Source organism: Pseudomonas sp. H26/SER47-MNA-CIBAN-0231 (assembly GCF_040310465.1).
Taxonomy (GTDB): Bacteria; Pseudomonadota; Gammaproteobacteria; order Pseudomonadales; family Pseudomonadaceae; genus Aquipseudomonas; species Aquipseudomonas atacamensis.
The window spans coordinates 125,520-147,806 of sequence record NZ_JBEOPW010000009.1 but is presented as its reverse complement, the minus strand read 5'-3'; the positions used below and the strand labels follow the sequence as shown (position 1 = coordinate 147,806).

The window sequence follows — 22,287 nt, the reverse complement described above, 5'->3', positions numbered from 1 at the left end:
CGGCAAGCCTCAGTGGCACGGGAACGCGGCGCTGTGGCGGGTATCGTGGGCGGCGTTGTGCACCGCTTCGATGTGCGAGAAACCGGCGAACCAGACCAGGCTGGCACCGAGGATCGAGGCGAAGAGGGCGGCGGCCACGCGTTGGCCGAGTGTGGTGCTGCTGGAGATGTGGTCAGTGTGGCTGACGGTATTGCTGATGATCGACATAGCGCTTCCCTCTGAAATGTCAGCGGGTAAACAGAGCGCATGAAAATCCCTGCGAGCCGGGCACGCAGGGATTTCGAACAGCGCCCGCCCACCGCGGGTTTGTTTGTGGTCAGCGGCGCTTGCGCGTGCTGGGTGTTGCGGGCCGGTCTCCGGGCTTGCGAGGGGTTGGCACGAGGCCGACCTGCAAGCGTCACCTTCCCATGCCGGGGCACAGTGGATCTGACGCTTCGCTCGCTTACCGTTGCGGGGGCAGCACCGGACTGACATGGCTTTGAGTAAAGCACATGATTCACCGGTTTCCCGTTTCACCCTGTGAAGGGCACCCGTAACAAGGTGGGCAGGAGAACATGGGTTTGGGTTTTTAGTCAATTTCCGGGGGCGGATCCGTTGCTGGGGGGGCGTTTTTTTCGGGTGTTATTGTGTGTATATCCGTTGCTGCGGGTGTTGCTGATTACGGTTTCGCCCTTACGGCGAGGCACTTTTTCCAAACGCCGAAAAAGTACCCAAAAGGCTTGCTCCTACGTTCGGCCCTCGCAGGCTCGGGTTCCTTCGCTGCGGGACTGCTCCGGGCGCAGCGGCTCCGGTTTGCTTCGCTGCACCTCCTTCCGCTGTGTCTGGCTGCGCCAGACGGTCGCTGCGCTCCCACGCCCGGATCAATCCCTCCACCCAGCCTTCCGACGTCGCCGGTGGATCAAGATCAAAAGCACTCGAGCTTGCGCTCATTGTTGAGTGGTGAAAAGCGTGTGGTCTGCTTTGGATCTGTGTTGGATTCGCCCCTCACCCCAGCCCTCTCCCGAGGGAGAGGGAGCCGATTTGCGGGCTTTTCAGTATCTGCATTCGACTCGATATCGCAAGTCGGCGTATTTCGCCTGAACACCTCGGTCAGTCCCCTCTCCCTCCGGGAGAGGGCTAGGGTGAGGGGCTTTTGCTCTGGCTCTTGATCTTTTGCCCCTTCAGCAGGCTGCGCCCGGATCGGTCCCGTAACGAAGGTACCCCGAGCTCCAGCGAGCGGGCCGTACGCCGGGGCAAAGCCTTTTGGTTCCTTTTTGCTGTGCCGGCACTCCGGCGTTTGAAAAAGGGACTCGCTGTAAGAGCAAAACCTTAAGAAGCCGTTACCGCAGCAACGGATATACCCCCAGTTTCAGACTCACCGACCATTGACCCACGACGGACCCATGCGTAGCCTTGCGCTTTCGAGGTTCTTCGGCACTCGCCGAAGCTAAGAAGGGAACGCGGTCAAAGCCGCGGCTGCCCCCGCAACTGTGAACGGTGATGTTCGTTGCCACGCCACTGCCAGCTCAACCGATGAGCCAGCGGGAAGGCGCAATGGACGCCAGGCCCAGCGCCTGAACGCCGTCAGCCAGGAGACCTGCCTCGTCACAGATTCTCACTACAACCGGGCGGGGTGATCCGGTGGCGAATGCTTCCGGCGTGCATGCGCGCTGCCGGTTCTCGTCCCGTATGCCCGCCGCTTGCCAAAGGGCATACCGATGAAAACACTGGCCAAACTCCCCGTCACCATCGTCACCGGTTTCCTCGGTTCGGGCAAAACCACGCTGCTGCGGCACATGCTTGACAACGCTCAGGGCCGGCGCATCGCGGTGATCGTCAATGAGTTTGGCGAGTTGGGCATCGACGGTGAAATCCTCAAGCAATGCACCATCGGCTGCACCGAAGAAGAGGCCACCGGCCGCGTTTATGAGCTGGCCAACGGCTGCCTGTGCTGCACCGTGCAGGAAGAATTCTTCCCGGTAATGCGCGAACTGGTTGCCCGTCGCGGCGATCTCGACCACATCCTTATTGAAACCTCGGGCCTGGCCCTGCCAAAACCGCTGGTGCAAGCCTTCCAGTGGCCGGAAATCCGTAGCGCCTGCACCGTTGACGCGGTGATCACCGTGGTCGACAGCCCGGCCGTCGCTGCTGGCACCTTCGCAGCGTTCCCGGATCAGGTCGATGCCCAGCGCAAACTCGATCCGAACCTTGATCACGAGTCGCCGCTGCACGAATTGTTCGCTGATCAACTGGCCAGTGCTGACCTGGTCATCCTCAACAAAGCCGACCAGACCAGCGCGGAAGATCTGGCTCGGGTGCGCGCTGAAGTCGCCGAAGAGCTGCCGCCAGCGGTAAAAATCATCGAAGCCAGCAACGGCCGCCTGCCGCTCGACGTGCTGATCGGTCTCGGTGCCGGCTCCGAGGAGCACATCGACAGCCGCCACAGTCACCACGATCACCACCATGACGGTGATGACGACGATCACGATCACGACGCCTTCGATTCGATCTCAATCGAACTGCCGCAAGCTGACGAGAGCCTGCTGCTCGATGCGCTGACGCAACTGGTGGTGCAGCACGGCATCCTGCGCGTGAAAGGCTTCGCGGCGATTCCGAACAAGCCGATGCGCCTGTTGATCCAGGGTGTGGGCACGCGTTTCGACAAGCATTTCGACCGCCAGTGGGGCGCCGACGAAGCGCGTGTCACGCGTCTGGTGCTGATTGGTCAGGAACTCGATGCCGCGCAACTCGAAGCGCAATTGCGCGCTGCGCTCAGCGTTTAAGCCATGCACCTGCTCAGGACCCAGCCCGGCGGATTCGTCTCGGACGACAACATTGCCGACCTCGGACAAACCCCCGCCGAGCTGGTAATCCTGTGCAGCGGCGATTCCAGCCTGGCGCTGCTTGCCGAGGCGGCGCAGCAGCTGCCTGATGATTATCCGAGCTTGCGTCTGGCCAACCCGATGCAGGTGCAGAATCATGCCTCGGTCGATCTGTATGTCGATGAAGTGCTGCGCCACGCCAAGGTCATTCTGATCTCCCTGCATGGCGGCATTGCCTATTGGCGCTATGGTGTCGAGCGGCTGGTCGAGTTGTCCGAACGCGGCGTGCAACTGATTCTGGTGCCCGGCGATGACCGCCCGGACCCCGAGCTCAGTGACTTGAGCACGGTCAGCGCCGAAGTACGCGATAGACTCTGGCAATTTCTGCGTCAGGGCGGCATGGGCAATGCGCTGGATTTTTTCCGCTGCTTGGGCAACCAATGGTTTGCCCGGGATTATTCGTGGGGCGAGCCGCAAACCCTGCCGCGCACGGCGATTTATCACCCACAGAAAAACAGCGCTGCCCTGAGCGACTGGCAAGCCGAATGGCTGCCCGATCAACCGGTGGCGGCGCTGTTGTTTTATCGCTCGCATTTGCAGGCGGCGAACACGGCGTTCATCGATGTGTTCTGTCAGCGTTTGCAGGCAGCCGGGCTCAATCCGCTGCCGATCGCGGTGGCCAGTCTGAAAGAACCCGGTTGTCTGTCGGTGGTCGAGGACTGGCTGGATGAAGTCGAGGCGGGGGTGATTCTCAACACCACCGGTTTTGCCCAGTCCAGCCCCGAAGCGCCGCATCTGCGCCCGTTTCGCCGCAACATCCCAGTGATTCAAGCCATCTGCGCTCAGGACAACGAACCCGGCTGGCGCGACAGCGAACAGGGTCTCGGGCCGCGCGATCTGGCGATGCACATTGCTTTGCCGGAGCTTGACGGGCGCATCATCAGCCGCCCGATCAGCTTCAAGGATCTGGCTTGGCGCAGCGAGCGCAGCCAGTCCGATGTGGTCTGCTACCGCGCCCAGCCCGAACGCATGGAATTCGTCGCCGAACTGGCGCGGCGCTGGGTATCTTTGGCACGCGTGCCGAACGGCGAAAAACGCATCGCGTTGATCCTTGCCAACTACCCGACCCGCGACGGCCGCATCGGCAATGGCGTAGGCCTCGATACGCCGGCGGCGGCGCTGAATATCCTCCGCGCATTGCGTGCCGAAGGTTATCCGATCACGGCCGAGTTGCCCGCCAGCGGCACCGAACTGATCCAGCAACTGCTCGGCGGTGTCAGCAACGACCTCGATACTCTCGACTTGCGCCCGTGCCAGCAGAGCCTGGCGATGGACGATTACCTGGCAATGTTCAATGCGTTGCCGGAGGCGAATCGTGTCGCGGTGCAAGAGCGTTGGGGATCGCCACACAACGATCCGATGTGTCGCGACGGCCGGCTGATGATCGCCGGTCTGCGTTTCGGTCTGACTTTTGTCGGCATCCAGCCGGCCCGGGGTTATCAGGTCGATCCGAGCGCGGTGTACCACGACCCGGATCTGGTTCCGCCGCACGGCTATCTGGCGTTCTATTTCTGGTTGCGCAACACCTACGGTGCCCACGGCGTGATCCATGTCGGCAAGCACGGCAATCTCGAATGGTTGCCGGGTAAAGGCGTCGGCCTTTCGGAGAATTGCTGGCCGGACGCGCTGCTCGGGCCGCTGCCGAATATCTATCCGTTTATCGTCAACGATCCGGGCGAGGGCGCCCAGGCCAAGAGGCGCACGCAAGCGGTGATCATCGACCACCTGATGCCGCCGCTGACCCGCGCCGAAACCTATGGGCCGCTGCGTAATCTGGAGTTGCTGGCCGACGAATATTACGAGGCGCAACTGCTCGATCCGCGCCGCGCCCGTGAGTTACAGCGCGACATTCTGCAATTGGTGCGGGACACGCAGATCGACCGCGAGCTGCAACTGGATGCCGCGCTGGACAGCGATGCCGATGCGGCGATCTGGTTGCCGCGTCTGGACACTTATCTGTGCGACCTGAAGGAATCGCAGATTCGCGACGGGTTGCACATTTTTGGCGAATCGCCGAGCGGGCGCTTGCGTATCGATACCTTGCTGGCGTTGCTGCGCATCCCGCGCGGTGACGGCAAAGGCTCGCAGTCGAGTCTGCTGCGAGCACTGGCCAAAGCGTTTGATCTCGGTTTTGATCCGCTGGATTGCGCCTTGGCCGATCCTTGGAGCGGCCCGCGTCCGACCGAGTTGCAGACCCTCAGCGCAGAAGTCTGGCGCACCGCCGGCGACACCCGCGAACGCCTCGAGTTATTTGCCGCAGACCTGATCTCCCAAACACTGAATGTCCCCTGTGCGAGCGAGCATGCTCGCGAAAGCGGTGCGTCAGGTAAATCATTGTTGAATGACACACCGAGTTCGCGAGCAGGCTCGCTCCCACAAGGGTCGGGGTGGGCGGAGGTTAATTCGATACTCGAGCATCTGCGCGAAGTCGTCGCCCCACGGCTCGACGCTTGTGGCCCGGCCGAAATGCGCGGTCTGCTCGACGCCCTCAGCGGTCGTTTCGTCCCCGCCGGCCCCAGCGGTGCTCCGAGCCGTGGTCGCCTCGACGTGCTGCCCACCGGTCGTAATTTCTATTCGGTGGACGTGCGCAATCTGCCGACCACCACCGCGTGGCGCATCGGATTCCAGTCGGCGACGCTGATTCTCGAACGGCATCTGCAGGACCACGGCGATCACTTGCGCCAACTCGGCTTGTCCGTGTGGGGCACCGCAACCATGCGCACCGGCGGCGATGACATCGCTCAGGCCATGGCGTTGATGGGCGTGCGTCCGGTCTGGGCCACGGGCAGTCAGCGCGTGGATGATTTCGAGATTCTGCCGCTGAGTCTGCTCGATCGTCCCCGGGTCGACGTGACGCTGCGGGTTTCGGGCTTTTTCCGTGATGCGTTTGCCAATCTCATCCGCCTGTTCGACGCCGCCGTGCAAGCGGTGGCCGCGCTGGATGAGCCGGATGACTTGAACCCATTGGCCGCCAAGGTGCGCGCCGAACGCCAGGCGCTGTTGCAGTCGGGCGTCGATGAAGATACCGCGCGGCGTCAGGCCGGGTGGCGCATCTTCGGCGCAAAACCGGGAGCTTACGGCGCCGGGGTGCAAGGCGCCATCGATGGGCGTCTGTGGCAGACCCGCGAAGACCTTGCCGAGGTTTACCTGAACTGGGGCGCCTACGCTTACGGCGGCGCCGACGAGGGCACGGCTGCCCGCGAGCAGTTCAGCCAGCGTCTGAGCCAGGTTCAGGCAGTTCTGCAGAACCAGGACAACCGCGAGCATGACTTGCTCGATTCCAACGATTACTACCAGTTCCAGGGCGGCATGCTCGCGGCGGTGGAGACGCTGCGCGGCGAAGCGGCGGCCAGTTATCACGGTGATCACAGCCAGCCGGATCTGCCGAAGATTCGTACCCTGAAGGAAGAGTTGAACCGTGTGGTGCGCTCGCGCGCGGCGAATCCGAAGTGGATCGACGGGGTCAAGCGTCACGGCTACAAAGGCGCGTTCGAACTGGCGGCGACGGTTGATAATCTGTTCGCCTTCGATGCGACTACGCAGTTGATCGACGACCATCAGTACGCGTTGCTGGCGGAGGCATATTTGCTTGATCCGGCGACCCGGGATTTTGTTCGTGAGCATAATCCCCATGCTCTGCGCGACATGACCGAACGCATGCTCGAAGCGCAGCAGCGCGGGATGTGGCAGGAGCCTGGGGCTTATAAAGAGGCGCTGGAGAATTTGCTGTTGGATATCGAGGAAGATATGTAGCCGCTAAAAAGCTACCCTCACCCCAGCCCTCTCCCGGAGGGAGAGGGAGCCGATTTGTGTTGGTTTTGAGGCCTGAGTTCAACTCGATAATTCAGGTCGGCGCAACTTGCAAGAATACCCAGATCAGTTCCCTCTCCCTCTGGGAGAGGGTTAGGGTGAGGGCCACCCAACTGACACGCCACTAAAACTCAAGCACACCAAAGACCACGAAAGGGAAAACCCAAATGACCGACACCCCGCATTTCCCGCTCTCCGCCGTGGTCGGCGCCGATGACTTGAAGCTCGCCCTGTGCCTGAGCGCCATCGACCCAAAAATCGGCGGCGTACTCATCGAAGGTCCGCGCGGCATGGCCAAGTCGACGCTGGCGCGGGGCCTGGCGGATCTGCTCGCCAGCGGCCAGTTTGTCACTTTGCCGTTGGGCGCTACCGAAGAGCGGCTGGTCGGCACCCTCGACCTCGATGCTGCCCTGAGCGACGGTCGCGCGCAGTTCTCGCCTGGTGTTCTGGCCAAGGCTGACGGTGGCGTGCTCTATGTCGATGAGGTCAATCTGCTGCCCGATCACTTGGTCGACCTGCTGCTCGATGTCGCTGCCAGCGGTACCAACCTGATCGAGCGTGACGGCATTTCCCATCGGCATTCGGCCAAATTCGTCCTGATCGGCACCATGAACCCGGAAGAGGGCGAGCTGCGGCCGCAACTGCTTGACCGCTTCGGCTTGAACGTTGCCCTCAGCGGCCACACCGCGCCCGCCGAACGCGGACAGATCATTCGCCGACGTCTGGATTTCGACAGCGATCCACAAGGGTTCTGCGCGCAGTGGGCGAGCGAGCAACACATCCTGCGTTCGCGCTGTGAAAGCGCCCGCGAGCGTTTGGCAGCCATCCCACTGGATGACGCGGCATTGGCGTTGATTACCGAGCGTTGTTTCGCTGCTGGCGTCGATGGCTTGCGCGCCGATCTGGTCTGGTTGCGCGCGGCTCGCGCCCATGCCGCGTGGCGTGGGGCGGATGCGATTGCTGAAGAGGACATCAACGCGGTGGCCGAATTTGCCCTGCGCCATCGCCGTCGCGAGCAGCCCTTGGCCGGCGCGGAGCCACAAGCGCAATCTCCGTCAGGCGCAGACAGCAAAACCGGTGAAGGGCAGGGCCAGTGGGGCGAGATGCCGGCAACGGCGCAAGCCACCGGTGCCCGCCGCGAAGTTCCGAGCTGGCCGCCACTGGCAAAAAAGCCCTAGGCATTCGCCCTCGATCCGACGCGGGGGCGAATGCCAGACCCCGTGCCGGACAACTCGACAATGGCCGCCAGGGCCAACGCCAGAGCGCCAGCAGCGGTTCGGTGAACTGGCCGGGCACGCTGCTCAATGGCCGCCCGCAGCGCCGCGCCGATTTGCTGTTTCAACAGCGCACCCGTTCGCCCCATGAAATTTGGCTGGTGATCGTCGACGCGTCGGCTTCGACCCGTCGCCATCAGGCCTTGAGCGATGCCAAGGGCCTGCTCGCGCAGTTGTTCGACGATGCTTACCACCAGCGGGCGCGGCTGGCGTTGCTGACTGCCAGTGGTTCTGCGCCGAAATGGCAGGTGCAAGGCTTGAAGGCCTCAAGCGGCCTGAGCGCTTGGCTCGACGGTCTGGGCGCCGGTGGCGGCACGCCGTTGCTCGCGGCGCTGGAGCAGGCGCAGCAATGGCTGACGGTTAGACGCAAGCGCTTTCCCGCCGAACAGCAACGCTGCCTGATCGTGACCGATGGTCGCTTGAAAGAGCTGTCGGGGTTGCCGGTGCTGGCGTGCCCGGGATTGCTGATCGACATCGAACGCGGGCCGATTCGACTGGGGCGGGCGAAGGATCTGGCGACCGCGCTGCAAGCGCAGTATCAGCATATCGATGAGCTGGATTTGCGCTGAAATCCGCCGCACCGCTCGCACCCTGTGGGAGCGAGCCTGCTCGCGAAGGCTTCTTCAGCAACGCTGAAAATCTTCGGTTACATTGATTCGTACAGATTTTGAAATGATTTGCCGCTGTAGAACAGGCCGGTCGACGCTGTACGCTCGAAGGCCATTTTTCATTCAGGATCTACATGAACACCCTCTCGGAGCCTCCCAGTCAGCACTCTCCAGCACGCCTTCGCGCGGTCTTGATCCTTTCGCAGCATCCCGTCTTCCGACTTCCGACTATGGTTGATAACGCGGCTCTTGAGCTTTCGCGTTGCACTTCGCCGTGTCCGGCCGCCTGAATTCACTGAAGAGAGATCGAGACGTTTTATGGAATGGTTAGCGGATCCCACAGCCTGGTTAGGCCTGTTGACTCTGATCGTGCTGGAACTGGTACTGGGTATCGACAACCTGGTGTTCATCGCAATTCTTGCCGACAAACTGCCGCCGCATCAGCGCGATCGTGCGCGGATCATCGGTCTGTCCCTGGCGTTGATCATGCGCCTGGGCCTGTTGGCGAGCATTTCCTGGCTGGTTACGCTCACACAGCCGTTGTTCGAGGTGTTCGACAAGAGCTTCTCCGGGCGTGATCTGATCATGCTGTTCGGTGGCGTGTTCCTGTTGTTCAAGGCGACGATGGAGTTGCATGAACGGCTCGAAGGCCATGTCGGCGAGCGCTCGACCAACACAACCTACGCGCTGTTCTGGCCGATCGTGGCGCAGATCGTGGTGCTCGACGCGGTGTTCTCCCTCGATGCGGTGATTACCGCTGTGGGCATGGTCGATGAACTGGCGGTGATGATGATCGCCGTGATCATTTCCATCGGCCTGATGATCGTCGCCAGCAAACCGCTGACCCGCTTCGTCAACGCGCACCCGACCGTGATCATGCTGTGTCTGGGCTTCCTGATGATGATCGGTTTTGCCCTGACCGCAGAAGGTCTGGGCTTCCATATCCCGAAAGGTTACCTGTACGCCGCCATCGGTTTCTCGATCCTCATCGAAGTCTTCAACCAGATCGCCCGGGCTCGGCGCAAACGTTCGATGCAGGGCGTGCGCCCGATGCGCGAGCGCACAGCCCATGCGGTGATGCGTCTGCTCGGTGGCCGCAAGCTGGCGCCGGAGGAGGTTGGTGAGGAAATCTCCGACCTGCTGGACAACGGTGAAGCGCCGGTGGCCGAGCTGTTCGACCGTCGTGAGCGGGTGATGATCAGCGGTGTGCTGCAACTGGCGGAGCGGCCGATTCGCAACCTGATGACGGTGCGCGCCGACGTTGACCTGATTGATCTTGCCGATGACGCCGAAACCATTCGCACGAAGTTGATGCATTCGTCGTATTCACGCTTGCCGCTGATTCGCGATGGCGCGGTGGACGAGCCGCTTGGCTTCGTACACAAGAAGGAATTGCTCAAGGAGTATCTGGCCGGCAACGAGCCGAACCTGGAGCATCTGGCACGCAAGACCGTCAATCTGCTCGACAGTTACTCGATCCTCAATGCCCTGGAGCAAATGCGCGCGGCATCGACGCACATCGCCTTCGTGGTCAATGAGTTTGGCGATTTCGTCGGCGTATTGACCATGACCGACATCCTCGAATCGATCGCCGGTGAGTTGCCCGATGCCAGTGAAATCGAAGGCCCTGATGTGGTCGAAGAGCGCGGCGGGTTTCTGGTCAGCGGCGCGCTGCCCTTGGCTCGCGTTCGCCAGCGTACCGGCTTCGATGCCGAGCCGACCGAGGATTATCAGACCATGGCCGGGTTGGTCATGAGTCTGCTGGATCGGTTGCCGATGACCGGTGATCGGCTGGAATACGAGGGCTGGCAACTGACCGTCAAAGCGGTCGAAGAGCGGCGGGTGACGCGCGTGTTGCTGGAGCGTGAGGTGGCTTGAGCATTCGCGGAATGGCGCAGCGGTCGCTGCGCTTGTTACTGATGAAACGTAAAGCGGTCCTTGCCCGTATGCTTTGATTCGTACAACGCCGCATCCGCCTTGATCAGCGCCTGATTCAACGAGTCACCCTCAGCCACCCGGGTAATGCCGATGCTGATGGTGACCGGGTGCCGGGTGGGGTGTTCACGCACTGACTGGCACAGTTGCGTGGCAAGGCTTTCAACATCCTCGTGCCGCACTCCCGCCAGATAGATCGCGAACTCCTCACCGCCCATACGCGCGTAGTCAAACGAAATCATCACTGCCTTGATATCGGCTGCGACGCGAATGAGCACCTCATCACCGATGTCATGCCCGTAGGTGTCGTTGACCTTCTTGAAGTTGTCGATGTCGATCATCATCAGGTAATGATCGCGCTCGCGCGGGCTTGCCAGCAGCCGTTGCCCTGCGTGGGTCATGAACGAGCGTCGGTTGGGAATCTGCGTCAGCGGGTCGTTATAGGCCTGATCCAGCAGCAGCCGCGACATCAGGTAGTTGTTCAGCTTGGCCTCACGAAATTTCAAAAAGGTGTACACCGTGAGCGCGCAGAGGAACACGCTGTAGCAGGCAGTCAGGACGCCGCGCAGTTCAGTGATTTCGGTAGTGGTGGCGAGAAACGGGTTGAGGATCACCCAGATCACAACTTGTACCGCAAAGAACGCCCAGCGCCGCAGCGGCAGTACTGACACGCTGTACAACATGCTCGCTGCGGCCAGCACCAGCCACAAGCTGTGCGAAGCAGGCGCGAGGCCGTCGACGATCATTCGCACACCGACGGTCAATCCCAGGACCAGCAACAGGGTGAGCACATCGAAATGGCTAGCCCTGCGCGTAAAACCGAGCACCACCGTCAACAGCGCGAAACCAGCGAGAAACGCCATCGAGCGCCACGTGAAACCCTGGCCGCCGAGAAAACTGACGATCAGATCAAACAGCAGCCACATGAAAATGCTGACCACATAGATCAACAAGCTGAACGGTTTGAGCCGTTCGAATTCGCGCTGGAGAAACTCTTCCCTCAACTCGTTTGACGCGGTTTCCTTCAACGCTTGCGCTTCAATGGTTTCGAACATGCTTGTCCCGCTGTCTGCGCCGATCCTGGCAACCACCCGAACCGGCGGGCGGCGCGCAATGTGTTCGTTCAACAGCAAAGCAGGCAGACAGCGGGTTGTCCAATCCCGGTCGGGTTCAGCGCAGAAGCCGGTGGCGCGAACCAGTGACGGTGCGCAACGACTTGAGTGTTCGCCTCAGCCATGCCAGATCATGGTGAGGTTTGCGTGGCGTTGCGGGAGCCTTTGTTCTGCCGACATGCCGGGCCATATCCCTCGTCAGGCTTTCCTCGGTGCCGATACCTTTGAGCTTTTTCAGCAGCCTGCCGTTTTTATAGAACAGCACTGTTGGCGTGCCCGTGACATTCGGGTGCTTGGGCGATTGGCTGGTGTTGAGCATATAAATGTTGGCGCGCAGTCGGTAAGGCTCGGCAATCTGCCGAAAGATCGGCCCGGCCCATTCGCAGGCGGGGCAGTGTTCATTGGCGAAATACAGAATGACCGGACGCCAGGTTTTCAGGGCTTTGCGGTAAACCGGGGCCAGCGTGGAGGTTGTGTTTGTGGCGTTCATCGAAGGGTCCTTTTCAACGAGCGGGTAGGCACCTTGACGTTAAAGGAGCAGGGGCGTCGCGGTCTACTGTCAGAAATTACAGGTGGGCTGCGTAACCACGAGAAGTGCTGTCGTGACGGTGATAGCCGTCGGGAAACGGCAGGGTGGGGATGTCTACAGGCAGGCGCTAAAGCGCTGATACCGGGTCTTGTTCAACTGTCACCCTGATTCGCACCACAACGGCGCGATCTGACCCAAGTTGGGAACGCATTACCCCTTTAATGGCTGTGTCAGGTCTTTCCTTCGTTCTAAGTCGGGCCAAACCCTTTGGTCCACGAACCATATCTTGTTGATTCCAATAGCGTTCAAAGCAGTTACAGATTCCGCGAGATTCCTGTGGCACACTTTCTGCTGTTTATTCCGTAGTAACAAACCGTGTTCCGGTATAGCGGAATAAACACAATTCTGGAGTGCTTGCCATGCATCGCCGTCCTTCGTTGTTCAAAGCGTGTGTTTTTGTTCTTGCGGCTTCTTTCTCGGTCATGGGCCTGGCCCAGGCTGCCGACAGCAAGCTCGACAGTGTTCTCGCCCGTGGCAAGTTGATCGTGGGCACTGGCAGCACCAATGCGCCGTGGCACTTTCAGGGCGCGGACGGCAAGTTGCAGGGTTTTGATATCGACATCGCCAGGATCGTGGCCAAAGGGCTGTTCAACGACCCGAGCAAAGTCGAGTTCGTGGTGCAGTCGTCCGATGCGCGGATTCCCAATCTGCTCACCGACAAGGTCGACATGAGCTGCCAGTTCATCACCGTTACCGCCAGCCGCGCACAGCAAGTCGCGTTCACCCTGCCGTACTACCGCGAAGGTGTTGGCCTGCTGTTGCCGAACAACAGCAAGTACAAGGAAATCGAAGACCTGCAGGCGGCGGGCGATGACGTCACCGTTGCGGTGCTACAGAACGTCTACGCCGAAGAACTGGTGCATCAGGCATTGCCCAAGGCCAAAGTCGATCAGTACGACAGCGTCGACCTGATGTACCAGGCCGTGAACTCCGGTCGCGCCGATACCGCCGCCACCGATCAGTCGTCGGTCAAATACCTGATGGTGCAGAACCCTGGCCGCTACCGCAGCCCGAGCTACGCCTGGAGCCCGCAGACTTACGCCTGCGCCGTCAAACGTGGCGATCAGGACTGGCTGAACTTCGTCAACACCGCGCTGCATGAAGCCATGACCGGAGTTGAGTTCCCGACCTACGCCGCTTCGTTCAAACAATGGTTCGGTGTTGATCTGCCATCTCCAGCCATCGGTTTCCCAGTCGAATTCAAATGATCCCGTGAGAGTGGGGCGAGTCAAATCGCCCCGCTCAAGGTACTGCTGACCATGAACTATCAGTTGAACTTTGCCGCCGTGTGGCGCGATTTCGACACCTTGCTGGCCGGGCTCGGTCTGGGCTTGCAACTGGCGCTGGTGTCGATCGCCATCGGCTGCGTGATCGGCCTGCTGATGGCGTTTGCCTTGCTGTCGAAGCATCGCGCCTTGCGGGTGCTGGCCTCGGTGTACGTCACGGTAGTGCGTAACACGCCGATCCTGGTGTTGATTCTGTTGATCTACTTTGCACTGCCCAGCCTTGGCATTCGTCTGGACAAGATTCCTTCGTTCATCATCACGCTGTCGCTGTATGCCGGCGCGTACCTGACCGAAGTCTTCCGTGGCGGCTTGCTGAGCATTCCCAAAGGCCAGCGCGAAGCCGGGCTGGCAATCGGTCTCGGTGAATGGCAGGTCAAGGCTTACGTCACCGTGCCGGTGATGCTGCGCAACGTGTTGCCGGCGCTGTCGAACAACTTCATTTCGCTGTTCAAGGACACCTCGCTTGCCGCTGCGATTGCGGTGCCGGAGCTGACCTATTACGCGCGCAAGATCAACGTCGAGAGCTACCGGGTGATCGAAACCTGGCTGGTGACCACGGCATTGTATGTCGCGGCCTGTTACCTCATTGCCATGCTGCTGCGTTACCTCGAGCAGCGTCTGGCGATCCGCCGATAGGAGGCTGCGATGTACGAATCTCCCAGTTGGTTGCATGAATTGTGGGTCGCGCGCGAGCTGTTGTGGCAGGGCTTTCTGACCAGTGTGCAGGTCTCGGCGCTGGCCATTGTGTTGGGCACCTTGCTCGGCGTGGTTGCCGGCCTGGTCCTGACTTACGGCAAGTTCTGGATGCGTGCGCCGTTTCGGCTGTACGTCGATCTGATTCGCGGCACACCGGTGTTTGTATTGGTGCTGGCCTGCTTTTATATGGCGCCGGCGCTCGGTTGGCAGATCAGTGCGTTTCAGGCTGGAGCCCTGGGCCTGACGCTGTTTTGCGGCTCGCACGTCGCCGAGATTGTCCGTGGTGCGCTGCAAGCCTTGCCGCGTGGGCAGATGGAGGCGGGGAAAGCCATCGGCCTGACGTTCTATCAATCCCTCGGCTACGTACTGTTACCTCAGGCGCTGCGGCAGATCCTGCCGACCTGGGTCAACTCGTCCACCGAAATCGTCAAGGCGTCGACCTTGCTCTCGGTGATCGGCGTCGCCGAATTGCTGCTCAGCACGCAACAGATCATCGCCCGGAACTTCATGACCCTGGAGTTCTACCTGTTCGCCGGTTTTCTGTTCTTCGTCATCAACTACGGCATCGAATTACTCGGCCGGCACATTGAAAAGCGGGTGGCCCTGCCATGACTCAAGCTCAAGTTGCTTCACAGGATCAGGCATTGCTGGACATTCGCGGCCTGCACAAACAGTACGGCGCGGTGGAAGTGCTCAAGGGTGTCGACCTGAGCATGCAGCGCGGCAACGTCGTCACGCTGATCGGCTCCAGCGGTTCGGGCAAAACCACGCTGCTGCGTTGCGTGAACATGCTCGAAGAATTCCAGGGCGGGCAGATCCTGCTCGACGGCGAGTCCATCGGCTACGACGAGGTCAACGGCAAACGCGTGCGCCATGCGGAAAAGGTCATTGCCCGCCATCGTGCGATGACCGGCATGGCCTTCCAGCAATTCAACCTGTTCCCGCACCTGACCGCTTTGCAGAACGTCACCTTGGGCCTGCTCAAGGTGAAGAAGATGCACAAGGACGAAGCTGTGGTGCTCGCGGAAAAATGGCTGGAGCGCGTTGGCCTGCTGGAGCGGCGCAATCACTTTCCCGGTCAGTTGTCCGGTGGCCAGCAACAGCGCGTGGCGATTGCCCGAGCGATTGCGATGAACCCGAGCCTGATGCTCTTCGATGAGGTCACTTCGGCCCTCGATCCGGAGCTGGTCGGTGAGGTGCTCAACGTGATCAAGGGGCTGGCCGAAGACGGCATGACCATGTTGCTGGTGACCCACGAAATGCGTTTCGCCTTCGAGGTCTCGGACAAGATCGTTTTCATGAATCAAGGGCGGATCGAAGAGCAGGGACCTCCCAAGGAACTGTTCGAACGCCCGCAATCGCCGCGTCTGGCGGAATTTCTCAAGAGCACGCGGTTTTGAATCTGCACTTTTGCAATCAGGAGAAACACCCATGAGCATTACGCGTTACGGCACCGGCAGCACCGCCGCCGGCGGCCAGCCTCGTCCATTCGCCCGCGCAGTTGAAGCGGATGGCTGGCTGCATGTGTCCGGCCAGGTTCCGGCGGTGGATGGCGAGATCATCGTTGGTGGCATCGTCGAACAGACCCACCAGACCATGAAGAACCTGATCGCCATTCTCGAAGAGGCTGGTTATGGTCTTGAAGACGTGGTCCGCGCTGGCGTCTGGCTGGACGATCCACGGGATTTCAGCAGTTTCAACAAGGTCTTCGCCGAGTATTTCAAACCCGAACACGCCCCGGCGCGGGCCTGTGTGCAGGCGAGCATGATGGTTGATTGCAAGGTTGAGATTGACTGCATTGCCTACAAGAAGAAGGCCTGAAACAAGTGCAGCCCTCTTCGCGAGCAGGCTCGCTCCCACATTTGGAATGCGTTTTTCTGTGGGAGCGAGCCTGCTCGCGAAAGCGATGTAACAGGCGACACTGGACTCTCGGTAAACTCCCGGCGACTTTGAATGGAAACCACTGACATGACCGAAGACACCATCAAGCGCCGGGCACGCGGTCTGGACCGGGCGTTCGATATCCTCGATTTTCTCAAGGAAATCGGCCAGCCCCTGCGCCCCAACGACATCGCCAATGGCATCGGCAGTCCGAAGTCGACGGTCTACGAACTGGTCGCGTCCTTGCTGGAGCGACGGATTCTCGAGCCGGTGGGCAAGGACGGCCACGTCTACCTTGGCCGCCAGTTGTACTTCCTTGGCCAGGCGCATCTGCGGCATTTCGACCTCAGCCGCGAGGCCGATCACGCTTTGCAGGAGATCGTCAGCCAGACCCGCGAAACTGCGCAGATGTGTCTGCTCAACGGGCGCAAATACACCGTTGCATTGATGAAGGAGGGCGAGCGGCATTTCCGCATTTCCTCCGATATTGGCGAAAACGCGCCGATCCCATGGACAGCGTCCGGGCGTCTGTTGCTCGCGCATTTGAGCGATCAACAGATCATCGACCTGATCGACGAAGACGACTACCTCCTGCCCGACGGCGAACGCCTGCCACTGGACCGTTTTCTGGCGGAGATTCGTCAGGCCGGCAGCGATGGCTTCTTCTCCTTCGACAGCGTCGCCGACACCTTCACCCATTGCTTCGCCGCGCCGGTCAAAGACCCGCAGGGCGTGGCCATTTGCACTTTGTGCATCGTCGCCCCGCGCGCCGATGCGAAAAACAATTACAACGACTATCGCCGGGTGCTGATCGAGAGCGCCAACAGCCTCGCCCGGCGGATCAACGAATAACCGCGGCTGCCTGCGGCCGCGCCTGTGAGGATTCGACCATGACCACTGCCATCAACTCTGCCGTAGAAAAAGGCGACGCCGCCATCGGTGCGCAATTGACCCGCGACGTCAGCCTGCCGGCGCTGGTGCTGCACCGCGAGGCGCTGGAGCACAACATTCGCTGGATGCAGAAATTCGTCAGCGACAGCGGCGCCGAGCTGGCGCCCCACGGCAAAACCAGCATGACCCCGGCACTGTTCAAACGACAGCTTGACGCCGGCGCCTGGGGAATCACCCTCGCCAGCGCCACCCAGACCCGCGCGGCTTATGCCCACGGCGTGCGTCGCGTGTTGATGGCCAACCAGTTGGTCGGTAAGCCGAACATGGCGTTGATTGCCGATCTGCTCGCCGATCCGACGTTCGATTTCCATTGTCTGGTCGACCACCCGGACAACGTCGCCGACCTCGGGGCTTACTTCGCTTCCCGTGGGGTCAAGCTCAACGTGATGATCGAATATGGCGTGGTCGGCGGCCGTTGCGGTTGCCGCAGCGAGCAGGAAGTCATCGAATTGGCCAAGGCCATCGATACGCAACCGGCACTGGCCCTGACCGGCATCGAAGGTTACGAAGGTGTTATTCACGGCGACCACGCGGTCCGTGGCATTCGCGAATTCGCCGCGTCGCTGGTTCGCCTCGCGGTGCAGCTACAGGACAGCGGCGCCTTTGCCATCGCCAGACCGATCATCACTGCGTCGGGTTCGGCCTGGTACGACCTGATCGCCGAATCTTTCGAAACCCAGAACGCCGCTGGCCGTTTCCTCAGTGTGTTGCGCCCGGGCAGTTATGTCGCGCACGACCATGGCATCTACAAAGAGGCGCAGTGCTGCGTGCTCGACCGTCGCAGCGACCTGCACGAAGGCCTGCGCCCGGCGCTGGAAGTCTGGGCTCATGTGCAGTCGCTGCCGGAACCGGGTTTTGCGGTGATTGCTCTGGGCAAGCGCGACGTCGCCTTCGATGCCGGTTTGCCGGTGCCGTTGTTGCGCTACAAGGCCGGCGTGGTGCCGGCGGCGGGGGATGATGTCGGCGCGTGCAAGGTCACGGCGGTGATGGATCAGCATGCGTTCATGACCGTGGCGCCGGGTGTAGAACTGAGGGTCGGCGACATCATTTCCTTTGGTACTTCGCATCCATGCCTGACTTTTGACAAGTGGCGGGTAGGGTTGCTGGTGGATGAGCAGTTGGCGGTCATCGAGACCATGGAGACTTGTTTCTAAGGCTTGAGATTGCGTTGCGGCGGCTATTCGCGAGCAGGCTCGCTCCCACAAGATCAATGCGTTCCATTGTGGGAGCGAGCCTGCTCGCGAAGACGCCCGCTTAGCCACCACTGAACCACCCGAGATCCCACCCGATGAAAATCTTTCACAACACCCCACGCATCGCCCTGATCGGCGAATGCATGATCGAACTGCAGCAACGCGCCGACGACAGTCTGCAGCAAAGCTTCGGTGGCGATACCCTCAACACGGCGGTGTACCTGTCCCGTGCGCTGGGCGACAAGGCGCAAGTCGACTACGTCACCGCGCTGGGCGATGACAGTTTCAGCGACGCCATGTGCCAGATCTGGCGCAGCGAAGGCATCGGCCTCGATCTGGTGCAGCGCCTGCCCGGTCGGCTGCCCGGTTTGTATTGCATCCAGACCGACGCCAACGGCGAGCGGCGCTTTCTGTACTGGCGCAACGAAGCGGCGGTACGCGATTGCTTCACCACCCCTGCGGCCGAGCCGATCCTCGCGGCGTTGCCGCACTACGACGTGCTGTATTTCAGTGGGATCACCCTCGCCGTACTTGGCATGCAAGGCCGCGCCCGACTGATCAAGACCCTGATAGAAGCCAGACAGCGCGGCGCACGCATCGTTTTCGACAACAACTACCGCCCGCGCCTGTGGGCGTCGGTGGAAGAGGCGCGCGCGGCATATCGCAGCGTCTTGCCATATGTGGATCTGGCGTTACTCACCGTGGATGACGAACAGGCATTGTTCGGGTTTGCCGATGGCGCTGAGGTGTTTGCCACGTATGCACAGATCGGCACGCCGGAAGTGGTGCTCAAGCGCGGCGCCGAGGCGTGTCTGATTCGTTGTCAGGGGGACGCGTTTGAAGTGCCGGCGCAGAAGGTCGATAAGGTTGTCGACACCACGGCGGCGGGGGATTCGTTCAGTGCGGCGTATCTGGCCAGGCGCTTGCTCGGCGGCAGTCCGGCAGAGGCGGCGCAAGCGGGACATGAATTGGCCAGTCGGGTGATACAGGTGCCTGGAGCGCTGATCCCCAGGTAATCAGAGAATGGCCGCTTGCTGCGCAATCGGTTCGCGAGCAGGCTCGCTCCCACAATGAAAACGCGGTGGACATGTGGGAGCGAGCCTGCTCGCGAAGAAGTCCGGCAGCCAGCCGATCAATCTCGATAAAAAACCTGCACCAAGTGATAACCAAACTTGCTCTTGATCGGTCCATGCACGGTGCGCAGTGGTTTCTTGAAAATCACCGCATCAATCGCGCCGACCATCTGTCCTGGACGTACTTCGCCCAGATCACCGCCGCGTTTGCCGGACGGGCAGGTGGAAAATTTCTTCGCCAGCACATCGAACGCTTCGCCCTTGGCAATGCGCTGTTTGAGTTGTTCGGCCTCTTCGGCAGTTTTCACCAGAATGTGGCGGGCTTGGGCTTTCATCGTGCAATACCTGATAACGGGGTGACAGCGGGGCGCGCGATTATGCCTCAAGTCGCGGGGTCGGGTTGCTCAACTTGCGAATCTTGCTCGCCAGCACTTCAAGGACAAAGGGCTTGGCGACCATGTCCATGCCCTCTTCAAGAAAGCCCTGACGCTCGGCAGCAATCTGCGCGTAACCGGTCATGAACAGCACTTTAAGCCCCGGACGATGCTGGCGAGCAATCTCCGCCAACTGCCGACCGTTCATGCCCGGCAGCCCGACATCAGTGACCAGCAGATCGACGCGTTGCACGGACTCGAGCACGGGCAGGGCGTTCGTGGCGTTTTCCGCTTCGAAGGTGGTGTAGCCCAGTTCCTTGAGCAGATCCAGCACCAGCATGCGCACTGCCGGATCATCCTCGACCACAATCGCGGTCTCGCCTGAAGATGAAGCTGCAATCGGTTCGGCTTTCTCCACAGACGAGGATTCGGGCGTCGGCTCAAGCAAACGCGGCAAGTACAGACGTACGCAAGTACCTTGCCCCGGCACACTGTCGAGGCTGACATGGCCACCGGACTGCTGGGCGAAACCGTAGATCATCGACAGCCCAAGCCCGGTGCCTTGGCCGATCGGCTTGGTGGTAAAGAACGGATCGAACGCCTTCGAACGGATTGATGGGGTCATGCCGGTGCCGTTATCGCTGACCGCGAGCATCACGTATTCGCCGGCCTTCACCGGCTCGAGGATGGTGATGTCGCTGCTGTCGAGATACACGTTCGCGGTCTGGATCAGCAACGTGCCGCCTTCGGGCATCGCGTCGCGGGCATTGATCACCAGATTGAGCAGGGCATTCTCCAGCTGGCTGACGTCGGTACTCACCGGCCACAAATCCTCTGGCAGGCGCAGTTGCAGCTCGATGGCATCGCCCTTGGTGCGGCGGATCAGGTCTTCCAGTGAATGCACCAGTTCATTGACGTGCAGTTGCTTGCGGTCCAGCGACTGGCGCCGCGAGAAGGCCAGCAAGCGATGCGTCAGCGCGGCCGCACGGTTGGCCGACGACACGGCCGCCTCGGTGAAGCGACCAATCTCATCGGCGCGACCGTTAGCGATATAGCGCTGCATCAAGTCGAGGCTGCCGATGATGCCGGTGAGCATGTTGTTGAAGTCATGGGCGATGCCGCCGGTGAGCTGGCCGACAGCTTCCATCTTCTGCGCGTGGCGCAAGGCGTCTTCGGCGCGCTCGCGTTCGAACATCTCGTTCTGCAAACGCTCGTTGGCCTGAGCCAGTTGCTCGGTGCGCGCGCTGACCCGCTCCTCGAGGGTCTCGTTGAGATTGCGCAGGGCTTCCTCGGTTTTCTTGCGCTCGGTTTCGTCGATGACAAAGATGTAGAAGCCATTCACTGCGCCGTCCGCGCCATGTCGCGGCAGATAATTCATGAGGGCATGACGGGTGCTGCCGTCGCGGTGCGGTGTGTAGAAACTGAAGGAGCAGGAGCGGCCGGCCAGTGCTTCGGCGATGTACGGCGCACGCAGGAAATACGCCTCTTCGCCGATGACTTCGCGGATCGTGCGCCCATACAACTCCTGCGGCGTCAGGCCGTACCAGTCCAGATAGGCTGCGTTGTTCAAGCGAAAACGTTCTTCGGCGTCGACGTAGCTGATCAGGATCGGCATGGCGTTGATGATCAGCTGAAGTTCGGTCTGGCTCTGACGCAGCGCCTGTTCCGTATGTTTGCGTTCGGTCAGGTCCAGCGCCGCGCCGAGAAAGCGCATCGGCCGACCATGATGATCCTTGTAGCAACGCCCGCGCGCGAACACCCAGCGCAGCGTGCCATCGGCCTGCAACAGGCGATATTCCTCAGCGTACTCGGTGCCATGGGTGATGCAGTACTTGATGCCGCGCGCGACCATGGCGCGGTCTTCGGGGTGCACCCCGTGCATATATTCGCTGATCGGCAACTGCCCGGCCTTGCTCGGATCAACGCCATGCAGTTCGGCAAAATGCGCATCGGCGATGAAACGGTCTTCGCCAATGTCCCAATCCCAGGTGCCGACGGCGTCGGTGGCGGCGAGGGCCAGTTGCAGACGCTCCTCGGACTGGCGCTGGGCCTTGAGGCTTTCTTCGGAACGGCGCTGCAATTCCAGGGCAATGCGTCGGCGCTCGTTGGTTTCGATGGCAGTGATCAGAATCCCGGCCACCTGTGCGGTTTCATCGCGAATCGGGCTGTAGGTCAGATCCAGCCAGAAATCGGTTTTTTTGCCGTCCCGCTGCACGCTGAACCGCTGCTCGCTGAAGCTGCGCACCTGACCCTGCAGCACCGCCTGGTATATCGGCTCGGCAAAATCCCGCACCTCTGGCCAGACCTCATGCGTCGGCTGCCCGAACGCTTCGGGATGCTTGCTGCCAGCGAGCAGGGCAAAGCCATTGTTGTAGATCTGCGTGAGTTGCGGCCCCCATAACAGCAGCATCGGCATCGGCGAATGAATCACGATGTCCACCGCCGTGCGCAGGCTCTGCGGCCAGGTGCCGGCGGCGCCCAGCGGGCTGCGGCTCCAGTCGGTGCGGGCAATCAGGGCCTGAGCGTCATCGGTGGTGGATACAGCATTCATGTTTCAATCCTGAGCGTGGTTCGGTGAGACGGGGTCTATCATTGTTGCAGGAGCCGCGCCAAGCGTCGGCCAAATTTGCTCATTCAATGCTTC

Annotated in this window: 18 protein-coding genes and 2 riboswitches; of the genes, 13 read left to right on the top strand and 5 right to left on the bottom strand. The window is 61.0% G+C overall.

Features of this window, described 5'->3' with window-relative positions:
* Positions 1-9 precede the first annotated feature (9 nt).
* Positions 10-207, bottom strand: a complete 198-nt coding sequence (locus AAEZ10_RS16030; protein ID WP_016774486.1) for a CbtB domain-containing protein — start codon at positions 205-207, stop codon at positions 10-12.
* A 123-nt stretch (positions 208-330) separates the two neighbouring features.
* Positions 331-549: riboswitch (cobalamin riboswitch) on the bottom strand.
* Between the two features lie 837 nt (positions 550-1,386).
* A riboswitch (cobalamin riboswitch) is annotated at positions 1,387-1,598 on the top strand.
* Positions 1,599-1,697: 99 nt separating this feature from the next.
* Here AAEZ10_RS16030 and cobW point away from each other — a divergent pair.
* The 5 genes from cobW to AAEZ10_RS16005 all read left to right on the top strand — a co-directional run bounded on the left by cobW (position 1,698) and on the right by AAEZ10_RS16005 (position 10,431).
* Positions 1,698-2,762, top strand: a complete 1,065-nt coding sequence (gene cobW, locus AAEZ10_RS16025) for a cobalamin biosynthesis protein CobW (protein WP_122507090.1) — start codon at positions 1,698-1,700, stop codon at positions 2,760-2,762.
* Positions 2,763-2,765: 3 nt separating this feature from the next.
* Entirely contained in the window at positions 2,766-6,614 is a 3,849-nt protein-coding gene (cobN, locus tag AAEZ10_RS16020; RefSeq protein ID WP_350570022.1) for a cobaltochelatase subunit CobN, read from the top strand.
* A 224-nt stretch (positions 6,615-6,838) separates the two neighbouring features.
* Positions 6,839-7,849, top strand: a complete 1,011-nt coding sequence (locus AAEZ10_RS16015) for a magnesium chelatase ATPase subunit I (RefSeq protein ID WP_350570020.1) — start codon at positions 6,839-6,841, stop codon at positions 7,847-7,849.
* Positions 7,822-8,514, top strand: coding sequence for a vWA domain-containing protein (locus tag AAEZ10_RS16010; RefSeq protein ID WP_350570073.1), 693 nt, complete (start codon positions 7,822-7,824; stop codon positions 8,512-8,514). The genes AAEZ10_RS16015 and AAEZ10_RS16010 overlap by 28 nt, the downstream gene beginning before the upstream one ends.
* Positions 8,515-8,871: 357 nt before the next feature.
* Positions 8,872-10,431: a TerC family protein gene (locus AAEZ10_RS16005; RefSeq protein WP_350570018.1), complete on the top strand. Its 1,560-nt coding sequence runs from the start codon at positions 8,872-8,874 to the stop codon at positions 10,429-10,431.
* 35 nt (positions 10,432-10,466) lie between these two features.
* Here AAEZ10_RS16005 and AAEZ10_RS16000 read toward each other — a convergent pair whose 3' ends face one another.
* Together AAEZ10_RS16000 and AAEZ10_RS15995 are read right to left on the bottom strand one after the other, a co-directional pair.
* Positions 10,467-11,543 (bottom strand): GGDEF domain-containing protein, encoded by a 1,077-nt coding sequence (locus AAEZ10_RS16000; protein WP_110646496.1) that lies wholly within the window; start codon positions 11,541-11,543, stop codon positions 10,467-10,469.
* A 115-nt stretch (positions 11,544-11,658) separates the two neighbouring features.
* Positions 11,659-12,090: a thioredoxin family protein gene (locus AAEZ10_RS15995; RefSeq protein WP_350570015.1), complete on the bottom strand. Its 432-nt coding sequence runs from the start codon at positions 12,088-12,090 to the stop codon at positions 11,659-11,661.
* A gap of 458 nt (positions 12,091-12,548) precedes the next feature.
* On the opposite strand from AAEZ10_RS15995, the gene AAEZ10_RS15990 reads away from it, so the two are divergent.
* From AAEZ10_RS15990 to kdgK, 8 genes are all read left to right on the top strand, one after another.
* Complete coding sequence (locus AAEZ10_RS15990) at positions 12,549-13,397, top strand: transporter substrate-binding protein (protein WP_350570013.1); 849 nt, start codon at positions 12,549-12,551, stop codon at positions 13,395-13,397.
* A gap of 51 nt (positions 13,398-13,448) precedes the next feature.
* Entirely contained in the window at positions 13,449-14,111 is a 663-nt protein-coding gene (locus tag AAEZ10_RS15985; protein WP_024012746.1) for an amino acid ABC transporter permease, read from the top strand.
* Positions 14,112-14,120: 9 nt separating this feature from the next.
* Entirely contained in the window at positions 14,121-14,783 is a 663-nt protein-coding gene (locus AAEZ10_RS15980) for an amino acid ABC transporter permease (protein ID WP_110646499.1), read from the top strand.
* Positions 14,780-15,571, top strand: coding sequence for an amino acid ABC transporter ATP-binding protein (locus tag AAEZ10_RS15975; RefSeq protein ID WP_073474746.1), 792 nt, complete (start codon positions 14,780-14,782; stop codon positions 15,569-15,571). The genes AAEZ10_RS15980 and AAEZ10_RS15975 overlap by 4 nt, the downstream gene beginning before the upstream one ends.
* Positions 15,572-15,602: 31 nt before the next feature.
* Complete coding sequence (locus AAEZ10_RS15970) at positions 15,603-15,992, top strand: RidA family protein (protein WP_016774497.1); 390 nt, start codon at positions 15,603-15,605, stop codon at positions 15,990-15,992.
* Positions 15,993-16,139: 147 nt separating this feature from the next.
* Positions 16,140-16,904, top strand: a complete 765-nt coding sequence (locus AAEZ10_RS15965; protein ID WP_350570071.1) for an IclR family transcriptional regulator — start codon at positions 16,140-16,142, stop codon at positions 16,902-16,904.
* 38 nt (positions 16,905-16,942) lie between these two features.
* Entirely contained in the window at positions 16,943-18,157 is a 1,215-nt protein-coding gene (locus tag AAEZ10_RS15960) for an amino acid deaminase (protein WP_350570010.1), read from the top strand.
* Between the two features lie 134 nt (positions 18,158-18,291).
* The gene (gene kdgK / locus AAEZ10_RS15955) at positions 18,292-19,212 is read left to right on the top strand and encodes a 2-dehydro-3-deoxygluconokinase (RefSeq protein WP_350570008.1); all 921 of its coding nucleotides are present in this window, start codon (positions 18,292-18,294) and stop codon (positions 19,210-19,212) included.
* 116 nt (positions 19,213-19,328) lie between these two features.
* Here the strand turns inward: kdgK and AAEZ10_RS15950 are convergent, their stop codons facing one another.
* Positions 19,329-19,604 (bottom strand): peptidylprolyl isomerase, encoded by a 276-nt coding sequence (locus tag AAEZ10_RS15950; RefSeq protein WP_007912322.1) that lies wholly within the window; start codon positions 19,602-19,604, stop codon positions 19,329-19,331.
* Positions 19,605-19,644: 40 nt separating this feature from the next.
* Positions 19,645-22,194, bottom strand: coding sequence for a PAS domain-containing hybrid sensor histidine kinase/response regulator (locus AAEZ10_RS15945; protein WP_073474740.1), 2,550 nt, complete (start codon positions 22,192-22,194; stop codon positions 19,645-19,647).
* Between the last annotated feature and the right edge of the window lie 93 nt (positions 22,195-22,287).